This window comes from uncultured Fibrobacter sp., assembly GCF_946062555.1.
Lineage (GTDB): Bacteria > Fibrobacterota > Fibrobacteria > Fibrobacterales > Fibrobacteraceae > Fibrobacter.
Window position 1 is genome coordinate 28,851 of sequence record NZ_CAMGVQ010000003.1, and the last position, 16,959, is coordinate 45,809.

The 16,959-nt window shown below is 50.8% G+C and carries 14 protein-coding genes; 11 read left to right on the forward strand and 3 right to left on the reverse strand.

The window, feature by feature from the left end; translation table 11 throughout:
- Nucleotides 1-123 precede the first annotated feature (123 nt).
- Both Q0P86_RS01230 and Q0P86_RS01235 read left to right on the forward strand, forming a co-directional pair.
- The gene (locus Q0P86_RS01230) at nucleotides 124-2,673 is read left to right on the forward strand and encodes a TonB-dependent siderophore receptor (RefSeq protein ID WP_295036846.1); all 2,550 of its coding nucleotides are present in this window, start codon (nucleotides 124-126) and stop codon (nucleotides 2,671-2,673) included.
- Nucleotides 2,674-3,077: 404 nt separating this feature from the next.
- Nucleotides 3,078-4,796, forward strand: coding sequence for a hypothetical protein (locus tag Q0P86_RS01235; RefSeq protein ID WP_295036847.1), 1,719 nt, complete (start codon nucleotides 3,078-3,080; stop codon nucleotides 4,794-4,796).
- A gap of 421 nt (nucleotides 4,797-5,217) precedes the next feature.
- Here the strand turns inward: Q0P86_RS01235 and Q0P86_RS16840 are convergent, their stop codons facing one another.
- The 3 genes from Q0P86_RS16840 to Q0P86_RS01245 all read right to left on the reverse strand — a co-directional run bounded on the left by Q0P86_RS16840 (nucleotide 5,218) and on the right by Q0P86_RS01245 (nucleotide 7,042).
- Complete coding sequence (locus Q0P86_RS16840; protein ID WP_366941289.1) at nucleotides 5,218-5,310, reverse strand: PqqD family peptide modification chaperone; 93 nt, start codon at nucleotides 5,308-5,310, stop codon at nucleotides 5,218-5,220.
- 121 nt (nucleotides 5,311-5,431) lie between these two features.
- A complete protein-coding gene (locus tag Q0P86_RS01240; protein WP_290996592.1) occupies nucleotides 5,432-5,566 on the reverse strand; it encodes a hypothetical protein in 135 nt (44 codons plus the stop codon).
- Nucleotides 5,567-5,869: 303 nt separating this feature from the next.
- Nucleotides 5,870-7,042, reverse strand: coding sequence for an LD-carboxypeptidase (locus Q0P86_RS01245; RefSeq protein ID WP_294112766.1), 1,173 nt, complete (start codon nucleotides 7,040-7,042; stop codon nucleotides 5,870-5,872).
- A gap of 255 nt (nucleotides 7,043-7,297) precedes the next feature.
- Here Q0P86_RS01245 and Q0P86_RS01250 point away from each other — a divergent pair, with 255 nt between their 5' ends.
- The 9 genes from Q0P86_RS01250 (at nucleotide 7,298) to Q0P86_RS01290 (ending at nucleotide 16,756) form a co-directional block, all read left to right on the forward strand.
- The gene (locus Q0P86_RS01250; RefSeq protein ID WP_290996590.1) at nucleotides 7,298-8,239 is read left to right on the forward strand and encodes a hypothetical protein; all 942 of its coding nucleotides are present in this window, start codon (nucleotides 7,298-7,300) and stop codon (nucleotides 8,237-8,239) included.
- 93 nt (nucleotides 8,240-8,332) lie between these two features.
- Nucleotides 8,333-9,178, forward strand: coding sequence for a DUF3450 family protein (locus Q0P86_RS01255; RefSeq protein WP_295036850.1), 846 nt, complete (start codon nucleotides 8,333-8,335; stop codon nucleotides 9,176-9,178).
- Nucleotides 9,175-10,782 (forward strand): MotA/TolQ/ExbB proton channel family protein, encoded by a 1,608-nt coding sequence (locus Q0P86_RS01260; protein WP_295036852.1) that lies wholly within the window; start codon nucleotides 9,175-9,177, stop codon nucleotides 10,780-10,782. The genes Q0P86_RS01255 and Q0P86_RS01260 overlap by 4 nt, the downstream gene beginning before the upstream one ends.
- A gap of 69 nt (nucleotides 10,783-10,851) precedes the next feature.
- Nucleotides 10,852-11,535 (forward strand): MotA/TolQ/ExbB proton channel family protein, encoded by a 684-nt coding sequence (locus tag Q0P86_RS01265; protein ID WP_295036854.1) that lies wholly within the window; start codon nucleotides 10,852-10,854, stop codon nucleotides 11,533-11,535.
- Between the two features lie 54 nt (nucleotides 11,536-11,589).
- On the forward strand, nucleotides 11,590-11,994 hold the full coding sequence (locus tag Q0P86_RS01270; RefSeq protein WP_072979425.1) for a biopolymer transporter ExbD: 405 nt from the start codon (nucleotides 11,590-11,592) through the stop codon (nucleotides 11,992-11,994).
- Between the two features lie 271 nt (nucleotides 11,995-12,265).
- Entirely contained in the window at nucleotides 12,266-12,889 is a 624-nt protein-coding gene (locus Q0P86_RS01275; RefSeq protein WP_294985940.1) for an energy transducer TonB, read from the forward strand.
- A gap of 81 nt (nucleotides 12,890-12,970) precedes the next feature.
- A complete protein-coding gene (locus Q0P86_RS01280; protein ID WP_295036857.1) occupies nucleotides 12,971-14,074 on the forward strand; it encodes a tetratricopeptide repeat protein in 1,104 nt (367 codons plus the stop codon).
- 59 nt (nucleotides 14,075-14,133) lie between these two features.
- The gene (locus tag Q0P86_RS01285) at nucleotides 14,134-15,300 is read left to right on the forward strand and encodes an HD domain-containing protein (protein WP_295036859.1); all 1,167 of its coding nucleotides are present in this window, start codon (nucleotides 14,134-14,136) and stop codon (nucleotides 15,298-15,300) included.
- 205 nt (nucleotides 15,301-15,505) lie between these two features.
- Nucleotides 15,506-16,756, forward strand: a complete 1,251-nt coding sequence (locus Q0P86_RS01290) for an AAA family ATPase (RefSeq protein WP_295036956.1) — start codon at nucleotides 15,506-15,508, stop codon at nucleotides 16,754-16,756.
- Nucleotides 16,757-16,959 lie beyond the last annotated feature (203 nt).

A 16,959-nucleotide genomic window follows, 5' to 3' on the forward strand; every position in this document is an offset into this window, starting at 1 on the left:
CGCGAAGGCGGGCATCTCCTTTTTTACTAAAAAAAAAAAGTGACGCTTTCTACTCCTTCAGGTGTTACAATAGCAAATAAGGTTATCTTATTTGCTATTTTTAATTAGAATGCGAGATTTTGTTTGAAGTTTCAAATTTGCATTATCGTTTTGCTGGCGGCAATCGCTGCTATGGCGCAAGAGACCGCGTCGGTTTCCCTTGCGCTTGATACCCTTGCTCCGAAGGGGATTGTCTTTAACGGCGTCGTGCTGGATTCCTCTTTTGCGGCAGACGAAAAGCTGAATGTCGAAATCCTGGAATCGGGCGAAGCCCTGCAAACGACTGTCGGTACGCCCTTCAGCGTCGTGCTCCCCGAAGATACGCTCTGGAATGTCTGCGTTACCAATTCCGACACGGCCGGTGCCGAGAAGGAAAAGTGCTATGAACTCAAGTATATCGGTGCGGAACGCCAGTTCTCGCAGGCGCTTGGCGAAGCTTTTGTAGACGATGCGTCTATGGATTCCGTCGCCCCTGCGGGGTTCCAGAATGACGGTTCCAATGCCGTTTCGCATGACTCCGCTAGTGTCATTGCTCAAGATGGTCATCCTGGAGCGCAGCGACGGGATCCAGAACAGTCCGCTTCGGATTCATCTGACTGTACCAAAGAGGATGTCAATGTCGCTGCGCTCCTCGCAGAAGGTGACAATTCCCGCGTGACCGAACTCAAGAAAGTGGTGGTACAGCTGCGTCGCCGTCCGAAGCGCAAACCCGGCGAATCCGTGGTTTCCGCGAAGTCCATCAAGCGTATGCCGGGGCTTGCCGAAGCGGATGTCATCAAGAGTATCCAGGCGCTTCCGGGTGTAGTCGCAAGTTCCGATTTCAGTTCCAAGATTTATGTGCGCGGCGGTGCCGCCGACCAGAACCTTTTCCTGTTCGACAATGCGGTGGTCTATTCGCCGGTGCATTTTTTCGGACTGTTCAGCACCTTCCTGGTCGAAGGCATAGACGATGTGCAGTTCTACAAGAGCGGTTTCCCGGCGCAGTACGGCAACCGTCTGAGTTCCGTCCTCAAGATGGATGGCCGCGCAGGCGGCCAGGATACGGTCGACGAATGGTTCAGCAAGTCGAGCATCAAAATCAGCACTTTCGCTGCACAGGTCCATACCGAAGGCCATCAGGGACCTGTGCGCTGGATTTATGCGGGCCGCACCACTTACATCGGCTATGTGCTTGACTTTTGTAACTACATCGGTCTTCTTGACCTGAGCCTGGATTATGAATTCACGGACTTGCAAGGGACCATGATGTATGATTTCTCCAAGGATACGCGCTTCAAGTTCAGCTATTACATCGGCAAGGACCGCCTGACTTTCGACCCGCTCTATATGGATTGGGGGAACATTGCCATTCCGTTCGGCATTTACCACCGCTTTAACGGGGACTGGGATTACAACGCGACGCTTGCCTTCAGTGAATTCTACCAGACCATGAAAATCGGCGAACTCATGTCGATTGAAATGTATCTGTATACCTTCGCCGGCAAGCAGTGGTTGAATTACCGTGGCATTCCGAACCATACGTTGACATTGGGTTACGAACTGGAATACGATTACGAACGTTACCAGGAAGCGATGGCGTCCATCAGTATCGCCGATATCCAGAAGCCATTCCACCATGTGGCCTACGTGCAGGATGCCTGGAAACTCGCTCCTGATTACCTGCTGCAATATGGCCTCCGCTTTAACTACCAGACGGCGGCGGAACATTTCGGCGTGGAACCCCGAGCCTCCTTGACTGTGAACCTCGACGATTCCAAGACGCTTGAGTTCTACGGTGGCTATTACTTGCAGTACCTGAATTCGATTGTCTACACCGACCAGGAAACATTGAACGAATTCTACTATCCGGCAACGACAACTACCAAGGGGACGCATATCGATCCTGCTTCGTCGTGGCTGTTCGCGGCGGAATACAGCCAGCGCGGCATTCTTGACGATTACGATGCGACCGTGGGTGTCTATTACAAGACGCAGAACAATTTGAACACGTTCGTGATGCAGCTCGACAGCAACGAGGAAACGACTTCGTCCGATTTCGTGATGGCGGACTATTTCGGCACGGCGGACGGATATTCGCTCGGTTACGAACTTTCGCTGCGCAAGGATAAAGGCTGGTGGTTTGGCGGGATCAACTGGAGCCAGAGTATCAGCGTGATGCGTACCAACGACGGTACCAAACCGTACTATCCGAGTTGGCATCAGCCTTACGCGCTCAAGATGGATATGGGAATCAACTGGAGCGGCGGCGAGGATGCCCTCCGCAAACACAAGAAAAAAGGACGCTACTTCCGTTCGTCGGTCATCATGAAATATTCGGCGGGAATGCCTATCAGCGAATACAAGGGCTACTATATGTCGCAGGAACTGGGACACCAGCAGTATAGCGACGAGGTGGTGGTGCTGCCGGGAAGCCGCAATGCGGGCCGCCAGTCGGATTACTTCCGCATCGACGTAAAGGCAATCGATGTCGGCCGCGAAGACAGTTGGAACTTCAGCTGGACCATCATCAACTTGACCAATCACGAGAACATGTTCTACACGTTCTACGATACGAGTAAGAACCCGCCCGAGAAGACCGAGATTACACAGTTCCCGTTCTTGCCTATTATGTTAAGTTTTGAGATGTATTTTTAAATAGAAGGCTTTTTAGTAGGAATGTTTAGTCATCTAGGAAGGAGTGAAGCGACTGGCGGAAACCATGGTTGAAGTAGAGATTTGAATATGATGAATGTAGAGAAGCAGTCATCCAGGAAGGAGTGAAGCGACTGGCGGAAACCATCGTTGCATTAAAGGTATGAATTTGGTGAATGTATAGAAGCAGTCATCCTGGAAGGAGTGAAGCGACTGGCGGAAACCATCGTTGCATTAAAGGTATGAATTTGGTGAATGTATAGAAGCAGTCATCCTGGAAGGAGTGAAGCGACTGGCGGAAACCATCGTTGAATTAAAGGTATAAATTTGGTGAATGTATAGAAGCTGTCATCCTGGAAGGAGTGAAGCGACTGACGGGATCCATAGTTGATAAATAAGGCTGATTTATGAATGATTGGAGATTGATAAATAAAATTGATGGATGGCAGAAGAGCCTTTGTTCCCTTGCGGTGTTTTTCTTGGTGGCCTGCAGCGATTTTCACGGTCCGTGGGAATACACCCCGGAAGAACGTGAAATCTACACGGGCATTTACACCTACGGCTATGTGGTCGAAAACCGTAATGCAGAAATCTGTTTTTCGAAGGTCTACGAATTGGACGAAACTGCTGCGGAAGATTTTGCGTTCTACGACAGTGCCTATGTCACGCTGCAGGGTCGCTTCAAGCGTTCGTTCCTTGGCGATGTGGATACGACCATTGAACTTCATGGTGACAACTGCTTTACCAATAGTCTTTTTGAAGGTGTCGCGGGTGAATCCTATACGATGAACGCCTACTTTGAATGGGACAGCTCGGGACACCGGGCAAAATCCAGGTACAAGGCAGTCGCGACAATTCCGAATGGCGTGAAAATCAAGGGAATGAACGTGCCTTTGCGCGACGGGAGCTATGTGTGGAAGGCGAACGAAAATTACGAAATTGATAAGGACATTGGAAGAAACGCGAACTTTACCGTCAATTTCCTGGAATTCCCGATGGATATGGAATTCTTCAAGTGTGCCCTGGAGTTTGACAACACGGTGGGCGGAGTCCTCTCGGTCTTGAATTACGGGATGGAAAACGGGGAATCGGTGAAGACGACGTTCAACCAGATGTTCAAGGGAATGACCGATGCAGATTCGTCGGGGTACCGCGGCATTTCAATGCATGACCCGCTGGAAACGCAACAAAATTACGGCTATACGCTCAATCGTTGGATTGCCGGGTTCAATAACCTGGATACGCTCTACCTGATGAACATGATGCTGCCTATTGGCGAAGTCTCTGTTGACCTGTATGCGACGGACCGCGCCTATGTGGATTACGTGGAAAAGGTGAAGGAATCCGTATCCGATTCACGCGTCGTTCCCGAGTCGAATATCGAAAACGGCATGGGGGTTTTTACTGGAATAGCCGTCTCGCATGTTAACTTGAATGTGAAGGGGGAGGGCGTGAACTTCAGTCATGTGGCCGATTACAACTGCGACAATTTGGAAAAATCCTGGGATTCCCGTGGATGCAGGCTCTTCCAGGATGTCGCGTGTGCAGGGTGGTCTGACTTGCATGGTTACGAAGACTTGATTTCGGCGAATGCGCATGCCTATGAACAATACCGGGATACGGTCTACAACAAGGACTTGAAAAAGTGCTACGCTTCCAACGTGAAGGCCGCCATGATGCTCGATACGGCCAGCTGGTCAATCTTCTTGCCCGATTCGATGGATGAAAAGGAAAAGTCCAATGCGTATGCCGATGGTCTCAAACGTTATTGCGCCGCTAGCGGCTTTGAAAGTAACCATATCGCGGATTGCTCGGAACTTGAAAAGGAATGCCTTGAAGATCCCGAGAAGAACAACTGCAAGGATTATCTGTGGAACTGGTGTGCCGACCGCGGCTGGCCGGAATATGACCAGTGCAAGAGCGCACTTGTGAGTCGCTATTACCTGATGAACCAAAAGTCAAGTATCCTCCAACGCGAGGTCGAAAAAATCTGCAACGAATTTCAGCTAGGTGATAGCGAGAAACCTGCAGACGGCAAAATCAAGGTCAAGCTGGAATTCAAGACATCGATATGCAGAAATTGGTGCGAACTTGATTCTGCCAAGGAACATGCCGAATGCAAGTAGCGGCGGAGCTTGTTGCGGATTTCAAGCGTCATTTTGCGGAGCTTGCGCGCAATCAGCTTGCCGACAACGATGACTATGTGTGTCAGCAGCAACAGCGCCCACGCCAACCGTGCGTCGAACCAGCGCATCAGTAGGAACGCTCCTACCAGTCGATGGGCGTTCGACTTTTTCACCATGGCGGAAGCGGTCATATAGTAGTACACGAGCCTAAGGACGATAGTGCCTACCATGGTCAGCACCAGGAACGCCATCATGCGTGCAATGTCGTCTCGGGAGCCCGTTCGGATGGTTTCGTCGATAAAACGCTTGCTCAACCATACCATCAGCAATCCGAGCGCAACGCGCCCGGTTCCCGCCAAAATCCGAATGGCGATGCTTGTGCGGAAACCCCGCATCGCCTGCCACAGGTAACGGGCGTATTTCATTCGACCACGTTGACCTTCTGCCATTCGCCGACAATCGCGATGACATCGGCCTTGGCCTGTTCAGGGGAAACTTCGTATTCGTTCAGCAGAACTTCGGCGAGGGAATCTACAGTCCATTCGCCAAGGGTTTCCGCCCGTTTACAGGGAAGGTCACGCAGACTCCGTCTTGAACGAGTCGGATCGCTTCGGACAGGATGACATCATCGGAAATCATGCGATAGTTTCCGGGCAAAGTTTTGCTGCGGTTTCGTCTGGCAGGCATTCCGGGTGCCATACGGGAACATGGGTGGCCAGGGCGTTTTCGGTTTGGTGGATTCCGTTTGCAATTTCCTTGTCCCAGCGCATTCCCGAAATGCAGGGAACAAGTGCGGCGTAGGCAGCGACTCCCTTTAAGGAAAAAATCTTGTTATACGGAGCCTGCGAAAGCAGGATGAATCCACCGACGTCGACGACTTCGTTCTTGTAACACGGGGTCTTTCCGCTTCAGGGGGAGCCGTAGACCTTCGCAGAAATCTTGCCGCCGTCCGCATTAAACAAGCGTACTATGGGGTTGTCGTCGTTGAGCAAGGTGGAACCTTTGATGTACTGGAGCCATAGCCTCGCAGGGCGCAATGCAATCCATTAGCCATTTTATAAATCCTTTAAAAACTACTCTTCAATCTCGAAAATCTTTCCGGCGAGCATCTTGAGCAGCGCCTTGGAAAGGGCTTCCTTCGGGGTGAGCTTTTCCGTATCAACTTCCTTGCGCGTGCCGCCAATGTCAAAGGCAAGCATTGCACCGTCGTCGGCGACTTTCATCTGAACTTCAGCTCCCATCACGATTGGAAGGTTGACGTCGTCATGACCCGCCGGGAATCCGCACATTACGGGAATGTCGTATTTTTTCAGGTACTTGGAAAGCATGGCCTCGGCGCTTTCGTAGTCGAGGTCGGTACCGGAATCCACGAATTCGCCGAGGATAACGCCCTTTACATTTTCCATGACACCGTGCAGTTCGATCGAGTAGAACATGCGGTCAATGTTGCGCAGGTTTTCGCCGATTTCTTCCATAAAGAGGATGATGCCTTCGTTCTGGAATACGTCGATGTCGGATGCGCCGATGAGAGGGACGAAGGTCGACATGTTGCCGCCCACGAGAATGCCCTTGGCGGTCCCGTTCTGGTTATACTTGTGCGAAGGAACCTTGTATACGGGAACATCACCCTTGAGAAGGTCGCGCAGGAGCTTGCTGTTGTCTTCGTCGCCACCGGTCTTTGCGATGCTTGAGCTCATGGTACCGTGAATGCTCGCGATTCCCGCCTTGGTCTGCATGGCGTGCAGCGTGGTGATGTCGCTGTAACCGATGACCCACTTGGGATTTTCCTGGATGAGCTTCGGGTCGATGAGGTCCACCAATTGGATTGTGCCGTAGCCGCCACGGTTGCAGAGAATCGCCTTGATGCTGGTATCCTTGAGTGCGGCCCTAAAGTCGCTTGCGCGTTCTTCGACGGTGCCTGCGAATTTGCCTGCATCGAGCTTGTCGACATTTTTACCGATAACCGGTTCGAAGCCCCATTCCCTAATGACATCGGCCGTTTTCTGGATGTTGGAATCGGGGGTGGTGTACGAAGGAGAAAGCAATGCAATCTTGTCGCCCTTTTTTAGGAATGCCGGAGCATAGCTTTCGAGTGGTATCGCGAACTTCTCGTTTTCGGCAGCAGTACTCTCGATGGTGTCGCTGCTACAGGCCGCAAAGGCCATGGCGATAGACAATGCGATTACGGGGCGTACCTTGCCTTTTCGGAACGAGCATCCGCTCTGCGTATTCTTCATAAAATTCATAAACACACCCTTTTTTGTAATTGCCTCGGCACTATGAACGGGGGACCTGCGCTGATAACTTTGTAAACGCAGGCATTTGAAATTCGTTGAAGCACCTCTTTTTCTATGTAAAATATAATATACTCGCGAGTTTCGGGCATTGTCATACTACGGAAATCTTACGAGAATGATGGTGGAAAATGATGCTGAACATGAAATTTTTTTATTGCATTCCTTGTAAAAATATATTATCTTCAGTGAGGAATAAGGAAAAAAATGAAAAGAATTATCGTGTCTGCATTAATTGCTTGCGCAACCGTTTTTGCTCAGGAAACGGTTGTAACCGCCGATACGGCAGCCAAGGTCACCGACTCTGCTGCCCAAGTGGTGGAACCCGCAACTCCGGTCACTGAGTCCGCCGAAACGGCTTCTGCAGAACCGGCAACACAGACTGCTGAAGTGGTGGAGCCTGCCGCCTCTGCCGAAATGGCTGAGCCTATTGCTCAAACCGCCGTTCCCGTCTCCCAGCCTGCCGAAGGGCCGGTTGCCGAATCTTCCGCTACGGTTTTCGCCGCCTCTGCTCCCGCTCCCGTTAACGCTCCTGCCGCCGAAAAGACCTGGACGCACTTGTGGGGTGTCGGTGCGACGGTTCCTGTGGAACAGTACAAGTCTCGCGGCAATAAAATTGACTTGATTAACTACGGCCTCGATCTCTCCTATACGGGAGTTGCCCGTTTTGGTCTTGCGTTGCATCTGTCCATTGCGGCGGGTTCTTCGTCGACCGACAACATCCGTTTTGAAAAAAACGACGACAGGTTGGTCGGATCTTTCGGTGCGGTTGAAGCGGGTCTCGGTTTCAGCCCCGTGAACACCAATGGCTTTACGTTGGTCGTGCTTGCCGTGGCTGGCTACGAATATGCCGAGTTCGAATCCGACGAAAATGAGGTTCGCCATTCTGAACTTGGAATCGTCGAACGCCGTTTCACGGAAACCATGGGCGCACTCTCTGTCGGTGGTGACCTCGTGCTGCGTTTCGGACTTTCCGAACATATCGGCATCTTCGCGAGCGTGGGTGGCCGATGGCTCCCCATTACGGTGACCGAATCTTCGGTGAGGTACGAGAAGGATGACGATTACGTCCGTACCGAAAGCTACATCGAAGATGATCGAGGCGTCTATAGCGTCGTTCCTGCCATTGGTGCGATGTGGAAGTTCTAGCAAAACAAAAAAATATGTTGTCTAGGTAACACTTTCCGCTTGGTAGGGTGTTTTAAATATGTAATTTTGAAACAAACCCTATTGTGGAAAGGTATGAAACGATTGAAATTAGTGCCCTTGGCACATTTGATGCTTTTTGTGTTGCTTTTTTCGGGGGTAGCACTTGCCGACCGTGATGCCGAAATTCGCGATCTCAAGCTCGAAAAAGAAAAGCTCAATTCTGAAATCCAGAAATTGAACCGCCAGATAGCCTCGACCGACTCGATGCTCAAGGCGGACGATTCCCGTTACAAGACGCTTACGCAGCGCTACAAGGCCGATACGGAACGCCGCCGCAGCGAAATCGATACGCTGAACAATAAAATCAAGGCGTTTGCGGGGGAGCTCCAGACGGAACGCAATAAGCAGGCTCGCGCCAAGAACCGAAGCGACAATGTGGCTGCCAAGCGCAAGGCCCTGCGTGCGGAACTGGCGGGCATCAGCAAGAAACTAGAGACTCAGGTGGCCGAAACGCTCCCCTGGGAACGCGAAAGCAGGCTTGACCGAGTCAAGTCGCTCACTCGCGATATCGAAAGTGGCAATGCCAGCGAAGAAGAAGCTTTTTCTCGCCTTAAGTCGCTCATTGCCGAAGAAACCAAGTTCGGCGACGAAGTGGCAATCATCAACAGTCCGCTTACCCGCAAGAATGGCGAGCTGATTAACGCCTCTATCCTCCGCATCGGAAACCAGTGGATGGTCTACAGTGACGAGAACGGAACCGTTTTCGGAACGCTTGTGCGTAAAGTGGAAAACGGAAAGGTAAACTACGATTGGAACGAGGATCTGAATCTGGAAGAACGCGCCGCGGTTCGGCTTGCTATCGATGTGAAACAGGCTAAGAAACCGCCCCAGATCGTGAACCTGCCCGTGAGTCTTTCTGTCGTGGGGGGTGAAAGATGAGATTAGACGAAAGACGAAAGACGAAAGACGAGAGAATGTATAAACACGTCATTGCGAGCGTAGCGAAGCAATCCAGAACAGCTTTATTTGCAACGGTTCTCTTCCTCTCGGCCTCCTCCGCCTTTGCGTGGCCGTGGTTGGGTTCCGGCGAAAAGAAGGTTTCCGCCGAAGACCAGGCGCGAATCAAGGATTCGTTGCAGATGGAAGAATTCCGCAACTTGCAGCGCGAAGTGGATGCCTTGAGCCGCATCCGTTTGCAGAAGGCCGATTCGCTCGAAAAGCTTGAGGCGGAACATTGGCGCAAGCGCTACGCCGAATCGCAACTGACCGAAGAACATCAGGCGCAGTCGCGCGAACTCGACGGTCGCTATTCCAAGCTTTCAACGGATCTTGGCCGCGTGAGCGAAGAAGTCATGGCGAGCAAGAATATGACTAGCGATGCCGAAGAACGTGCTCAATCCGAGGAATCCGCTTACGATGCTTTGAATACGCAAGTCAAGCTTTCGATTGACAAGACACTCGGCGATGTCATAGGTGATTATCCGGTGGGTATGAACGGCCGACTGCTTCGGCTCCGTCAGGCTGCAGCCGAGGCTGACAAGAAAGTTCCGAACACCATCGGTGCCACGCAGGGTTTTATGGATGACCTGCTGCTCCGTCACGAAATGACGTATACGCAGTCCTATGGCCGCGAGGTGTCCCAGGTGGGTTCCCGCCCCGACGTGAACGTGAACCGCTTGCGTTTGGGAACGGTTTTCCTTGGCGAAGTGGCGCAGGATAACGGCGATGTGCAGGCGTTGCTCCGTTCGGGCGCGCTGCAAGGAAAAATCTTTGAATGGAATGCGGCGCTTCCGCCCGAAATGGCTGCAAATATCAAGCTGGCCGTGACGCAGGCAAGTAGCGGTTCCGTGGTCAGTGTTCCGCTTGATGTTTTGCAGAACAAGGCAATCAAGAACACCATTACCGATACGAAGGAACTTACCTGGGACGAAAAACTCAAGGCGTTCTTCAAGAAGGGCGGAATCGTGATGTATCCGCTTGCTCTCGTGGCAATCTTTGCACTGCTCCTTTGCCTGGAACGGTTCCTGGTGTTGACTCACCGTGGACATCTGGGATGCCTCTTTATGAAGAAACTGAACGCACTCGTAAAGGATGGACTCTACGAAGATGCCGCCGCCCTCTGCCTCAAGAAGGAAACGAGCCTTTCGATGGTTCTGTTCGCCGTGCTGAACCGTGCCCGCGACAAGCGCGAAGATGCGGAACGTTCCTTGCAGGAAGCTCTGCTTCGAGAACAGCCGAAACTGGAACGCCGTATGGGGCTGTTGGCGGCCATGGGGACGATTGCTCCGTTGCTTGGCCTGCTGGGTACGGTGACGGGTATCATTACGCTCTTTACCGTGATTACCGAGGTGGGTACGAATGATGCCCGCGTGTTGGCAGGCGGTATTTCCGAAGCCCTTGTGACGACGGAAACGGGCCTCGTGATAGCTATCCCCGTGATGATTCTGCATGGCCTTTTGAGTGAAAAAATTGAAAAGATCACGAGCGAACTCTACGTGCAGAGCACCTCGCTCCTGAACAGAATCTTCGGGAAGGAAGCGTAAAATAGGGAAGGTCGGACTAATAAGGTCCCTGAGCTTGTCGAAGTGAACGGACAGAAATAATAAGTTGCAATGAGCAATACGCATTACATATTCTTAGAATCCTTGCAGAACAATTACCAGGCGGGTGGCGTGGTCATGCTCCCGATTCTGCTGGCGGGCGTTATCGGATTCTACTTCCTGTTCTCGAGTTGGCTGCGCATCGGTAAGGATTTTTTCCGTGCAGATGTTCACAAGGTGGTCAAACGCATGCGTCGCGACTTGAACGGCGGTGAACGAGACCGCTTAAATAGCAAGTCGTCTATGGGTGTAGAGATGGCTATTAAGCGCTTGCGCAAACGGGGCGGCCTTTTGGGCAGGGAACTTTGCAATGCCGTTGAAATTGCTGCGAAAAATCCGGATTCGTTTCGGGATTATATGCAGGTCCGTATGATGAAGACCGTCCGTTACATGGAACAGGGAACCCACATTGTATCGGTGATGGCGTCCGCGGCACCGCTTTTGGGCTTGCTCGGCACGGTGACGGGCATGGTTTCGACATTCGAAGTGATAATACTGTACGGAAACCAAAACCCGGTGCTGATGGCCGACGGCATTTCTGAAGCGTTGATTTCAACGCAGAGTGGTTTGCTCGTGGCTTTCCCGCTGACACTTCTGAAACAGCGCCTTGACGAACGAATCGAAATTTTACGGCAGAACATGGAACTGGGTGCGACTGTAATAGAGAACTATTTAGTAGAGAAGGTGAGCTGCTGACACGTCATTGCGAGGCGCGAAGCGACGAAGCAATCCAAGGACGAAGGATTTATTATGGAATTCAATTTGCCGAGACGAAAGCAAAAAGATATGGGCATCGAGATGGGCCCGCTGATGGACATCGTGTTTATCTTGCTCATCTTCTTTGTGGTGACCTCTTCGTTTACCCGCGAAACGGGCGTGGATGTGACCAAGCCGCAGGCGCAGACCGCAAGTCAACTCGAAAAGGAAAACCTGCTGATAGCCATTACGCGCGAAGGGACTATTCACATGAACGAACGCCAGGTGGATCTAGCGAGCCTGCAGGATATCTTGAAGCAATCTCTAGCGAAAACTCCCGATCGCGAAGCCGTTGTAATCGCGGACAAGGAAGCGGAAACGGGTGTGCTGGTGCAGGTGATCGATATGTGTAACTTGGCTGGAGTGAAAAAGGTTTCTATCGCGGCCCAGGCGGAGTAGGTTTAGACGAAGGAACGGCGCTTTGCGCCTACAGACGAGAGACGAAAGATTTTTAAGAGAATTGTAACCGAGGTTTGTGGTAAGTGGTTGGCAGCGTGCCGTGATGCGGTCATCCTGGAAGGAGTGCAACGACTGACGGGATCCAGAGAAGAAGGTTCAAGTAGGATGTGATTAGTGATGAGGGTCGAGAAGAATCGTCATTGCGAGGAATGAAACGACGAAGCAATCTATGTTAGAAAGATGATTTATGTTTAGATATTTGAAAAAAATAGTGAAGCGTTTTAGCATTTTGCTTGCGGCGATTCTCGCGAGTATGCTTCTCGTGTTCTCCGTGACGATGGCGAATTTGTTTTTGAGCGGTAAGGTGTTTCACGAAAAGAAGTACGCGAAGACAGAAGTGAGTGTCAAGAAGGTGGACGAGGTCGAGAAGAAGGTAGAAAAGAAAAAGCCGACTCGCAAGCCGAACCGTATGAAGTCCAATTCGCGTTCGCCCAAGGCAGGGCCTCGTTTTGCGATGAATCTCGGTGCTGCCTCGGGAACGGCTGGAGCCGCTATCAGTGATGAATTGGTTGCCGATTTTCGTGGCGGAGCGCTTTCAACGGAAAAGGGCGATGTCGACAAGAAACCGGAAAGCCGCAGTATGGCAAATTTCCAGGTGCCTCCCAAAATCAGGGATAACGAAATTGATGCGACGCTCCGACTCGGTTTTTGCGTGGACGCGGGTGGTCATGTGTATGACATCAAGGTGTTGGAAGAATCCCCGGCGGGTTCTGGCCTTGCCGCTGCTGGCCGCGAAGCCCTTTCTCGCATGACATTTACTCCGGCTGAAAAGGCGGGAAAAGCGGTGCCCTTCTGTGGTATGGAACAACCGTTCGAAGTGAAGTTTAGGGACTGATTTAGACGAGAGAACGGACCTACGGTCCTACAGACTAGAGACGAAAGAATTATAATGGCGCTTTGCGCAAAGAGTTTAAAAATGATGATGAAAGGAATGATAAGTAAGTACAATAGTTTAATGGGAGATTCTTGTATTGCATCACTCTCGTCTTTCGTCTTTCGTCTCTCGTCTGTTTTGCTTTTCCTCGCTGTTTCTTCCTTCGCGGCGCAGTCTTCTTATGACCTGATGGAACGCGCGAACGCACTTTACCGCGACGGAAAATTCAAGCAGGCCATTATGCTTTACCGCAAGGCGGAATCTCGTGGCGCCGACCCCGTCGCGACCAGTTTCAACATCGCCAACAGTTATTACCAGCAGAATGACTTGCCGAATGCCGCCGCCACTTACCGCAAGGCAATCGATTTTTCGAACGGTTCGTTCGCTCCCGCTCTTTTTAACATGGCGAGTGTCTATTTTCGGCTCAAGCAGTATCCCGAATGCGTGGCGGCGTATCACCGTGCGTTGAAACTGGAACCGGAAAATGTTTCCGGTTGGCTTTACTTAGGCGAAGCCTACAGTAAAACCGGCGACGCGGTCGGCGCCCTGCGTGCCATCGAAAAGGCGTACCAGCTCGATAAAGAAGACATCAGCATCGTGTACCAGCTTTCCGAAGCGAATATCGCCCTTAATGATTTTGGACGCGCCGTCGCCGTGATTCGCGAAGGCTATGCCGCCCACCCCGAAGAAATCGACTTCTTGGTTTACCTGGGTGATGTTTATCGCCTGAATAAGCAGTACGAAGAAAGTGCCGCCGCTTACCGCGAAGCATTGGGCGTTCGCCCTGATGACCCTGCAACCATGTATAAGCTCGCCGATGTTCTCGCCGAAGACAACAAGCCTTTCGTGGCGATGGACGTGCTCAACAATCTCACGCAAATCAAGCCCGATTTTAGCGACGCCGCCATCTTCCTCGGGAACCTCGCATACGACGCCAAGTTCCTCGATCGCGCCGAATCCGCCTACGAACTTGCCGCCAAACAGGGGAACGCCGAAGCCGTATTCGGCTTCAAGAATATGGCCTACGATGCCCACGCTCAAAAGCGCGACGATGAAGCCCTGCGCCTGCTGCGCACTGCCCAAACCTATTTCCCGGATGATGTCACCCTGCAGGCCGACATCATGGAATTCGAGAAAAATCAATAAAAATTCTGATAAAGGGCGGGGATAAACTTTGTTATATTCTCCCTAATCGGAGTTGCCCTATGGAATGGAATACGACTGTCAAGAACCGGATTGAATCTCGCCTGAACGACAAGGAAAATTCGCTTGCGCCTTACGCTTGCAAGTCGGCGCAGGCGGTTCGTTTTCATGAGGCTCCGCAAGATCTCCGTCCTAACTTTTTCCACGATTCGGACAAGATCATCCATTCCTATTGCTACAGCCGCTACATAGACAAGACCCAAGTTTTTTACCTGGTCGAAAATGACCACATCACGCATCGCGTGCTCCATGTGCAGCTGGTGGCGAAAATCGCAAGGACCATCGGGCGTTTCTTGAACTTGAACGAAGATTTGATCGAAGCAATCTCGCTAGGACACGATGTCGGCCACACGCCTTTTGGACACGACGGCGAACGCATTATTTCGGCATTTTTGCAGGAACAGGGCGCAGGCATTTTTGAACATAACGTTCAAAGTTTCCGTTTGTTCCACGACCTCGAAGCCTACGGAAAAGGCCTGAACCTTACCGCACAAGTGCTTGACGGAATTATCTGCCACAACGGCGAAATCCTGCAGAACAGCTACGGCTGCGACCGTAACAAGACTCCCGAAAAATTGCTGACGGAATACCGCGAAAGCCTCAACGGGAATTTCAAGTCGAAAGATATGGTCCCGATGACTCTGGAAGGCTGCGTCATGCGCATCTCGGATGTAATCGCCTACATTGGCCGAGACATCGAAGACGCCATCGTCTTGAAATTGGTGGATCGCGAAAGCCTGCCCCGCGAAATCACGGAAGTGCTTGGCAACAAGAATGGGGAAATTGTCGACACGCTTATCAAGGACCTCGTGAACAACAGCATCGACAAAGAAACTCTCCGTTTTTCGCAGGAAGTTTTTGATGCGCTGAATCGCCTGAAAAATTGGAACTACAAGAACATCTACCTGAACCCGAAAAAGTCAACGCAAGACAAAAAAATCAGGACGATGTTCCGCACCGTTCTGGTGGAATGCCTCGACGAACTCGGCTCTGACAAAAAAGTCACCGGAATCAATCACTGGTTCAATTCCATGAGTGCTGAATATAAAGAGGCGACCCCCAAGCCACGCGTCGTTGCCGACTATGTTGCAGGTATGACCGATGATTACTTGATGAACGCCTACAAGGAAATCGTAGTTCCCAAGTCGTTCGGGATTAACTTTAAGTAAAAGTTTTACTTGCGACATTATTTGTCGTATACACCTCCTATATTTTTATTCGTGAACTACGGCCCGGGTATCCGCTGGAGTAAGCGAACTAGCGAAGCGTAAATTGGTGTTTTTGGCAAAAAAACGGCTTTTTTACGTAAAGTCCCTTGAAAAAGTCTGTCTTTTTGTTGAAAGTCGTTAAAAAAATCCATTCAAAAAGCCTCTTATCATAAAGGGGTGTAGGCAGTGCGGCAAAACGCATTCCGTTTTAGAGTTCTCCCACAAGAATTACCAAAGCGTGGTCTATCTCAATTTTTTCAAGAATCCCGAATACGCCCAGATTTTCGAAGGCCCGCTTGACATAGATACGATTACAATGCAAATTGGCGCGACAATCCCTGGAACAAAATTTCTGCCACACAAGACGGTGATTATCCTGGATGAAATTCAGGATGCTCCAAACGCCCGCACCGCGCTAAAGTTTTTCAAGGAAGATGGTCGTTACGACGTGATTGGAACAGGTTCGCTACTCGGAGTACAGGGCTACGGGAAGTCTCCAAAATCCATTCCCGTCGGTTCTGAAACCGTCATTACGATGTACCCGCTAGATTTTGAAGAGTTCCTATGGGCAAACGATATCCAGCCTCCAGTATTCAAGAAACTTCGCGAATGTTTTGAACAAGTTGTTTCTGTCCCCGAAGCTCTTCACAATCGGATGCATCAACTGCTACTGCAATACACCGTTGTGGGTGGCATGCCCGAAGTCGTGCAGGAATTCGTAAACACCCACCAGATGGATACCGTGTTCCAACTGCAGGAATCCATTGTCAATTCTTATCGCGACGATATGGTCAAGTACGCTTCGGCGTCCAACAAGGTTCGCATCAGGGAATGTTTTGATTCCATTCCGGACCAGCTCGCCAAGGAAAACAAAAAATTCCAATACTCGCTCATCGAGAAAAAAGGAACCGCCGAAAAATTCGCGGGCAGCCTGCAGTGGATTGAGGACGCCGGAATCATTACACGCTGCTACAATCTGCATACGACGGAACTTCCGCTAGAAGGCAATGCAGACAAGAGCGTTTTCAAGGTCTATATGAATGATATCGGGCTTTTTGTCAGTATGCTTGAACAAGGAACGCAGGGCGATATTTTACGCGGAAATCTTCTCGGATACAAGGGAGCCATTTTTGAAAATCTTGCCGCAAGCATTCTCTATAAAATGAAACGCAAGCTGTTTTATTTCCGTAAGGATTCTGGGCTGGAAATTGACTTTGTTATTAGGCACAAGGGCGAATGTACGTTGATGGAAGTCAAGGCCGAAAATGGCAACGCCAAGAGCGTAAAGACCGTATTGAACCACCCCGAAAAATACCATGTCAATAGGGCTATCAAATTCGGGAACTACAATGTTGGCAATACGGGCAGCGTATTGACGCTGCCGCTGTATATGCTGATGTTTATGGACGAACGGTGAAGATAAATTATCGCTATATGCGTCTTTAATTGTCGCATTCCCGTTGTATATTATGCCATGTGGTCCTGAAGTCGGCCGCATAAGGAAAAAAGTCCAATTAAGAAACCGGTTTTTCCTGTCGGAAAAACCCGACCACTTAAAAAAGGAATCGTAAAAACACGAAATTCCAAAATTTGACAAAATTCGATGGCGTGGTGTAAGTA

Coding starts and splice junctions, on each gene's coding strand:
- Q0P86_RS01235 (WP_295036847.1), top strand. CDS start 3,078: ATGAATGATTGGAGATTGATAAATAAAATTGATGGATGGCAGAAGAGC.
- Q0P86_RS01280 (WP_295036857.1), top strand. CDS start 12,971: ATGATGATGAAAGGAATGATAAGTAAGTACAATAGTTTAATGGGAGAT.
- Q0P86_RS01270 (WP_072979425.1), top strand. CDS start 11,590: ATGGAATTCAATTTGCCGAGACGAAAGCAAAAAGATATGGGCATCGAG.
- Q0P86_RS01260 (WP_295036852.1), top strand. CDS start 9,175: ATGAGATTAGACGAAAGACGAAAGACGAAAGACGAGAGAATGTATAAA.
- Q0P86_RS01245 (WP_294112766.1), bottom strand. CDS start 7,042: ATGAATTTTATGAAGAATACGCAGAGCGGATGCTCGTTCCGAAAAGGC.
- Q0P86_RS01265 (WP_295036854.1), top strand. CDS start 10,852: ATGAGCAATACGCATTACATATTCTTAGAATCCTTGCAGAACAATTAC.
- Q0P86_RS01240 (WP_290996592.1), bottom strand. CDS start 5,566: ATGCGCTGGGACAAGGAAATTGCAAACGGAATCCACCAAACCGAAAAC.
- Q0P86_RS01250 (WP_290996590.1), top strand. CDS start 7,298: ATGAAAAGAATTATCGTGTCTGCATTAATTGCTTGCGCAACCGTTTTT.
- Q0P86_RS01285 (WP_295036859.1), top strand. CDS start 14,134: ATGGAATGGAATACGACTGTCAAGAACCGGATTGAATCTCGCCTGAAC.
- Q0P86_RS01255 (WP_295036850.1), top strand. CDS start 8,333: ATGAAACGATTGAAATTAGTGCCCTTGGCACATTTGATGCTTTTTGTG.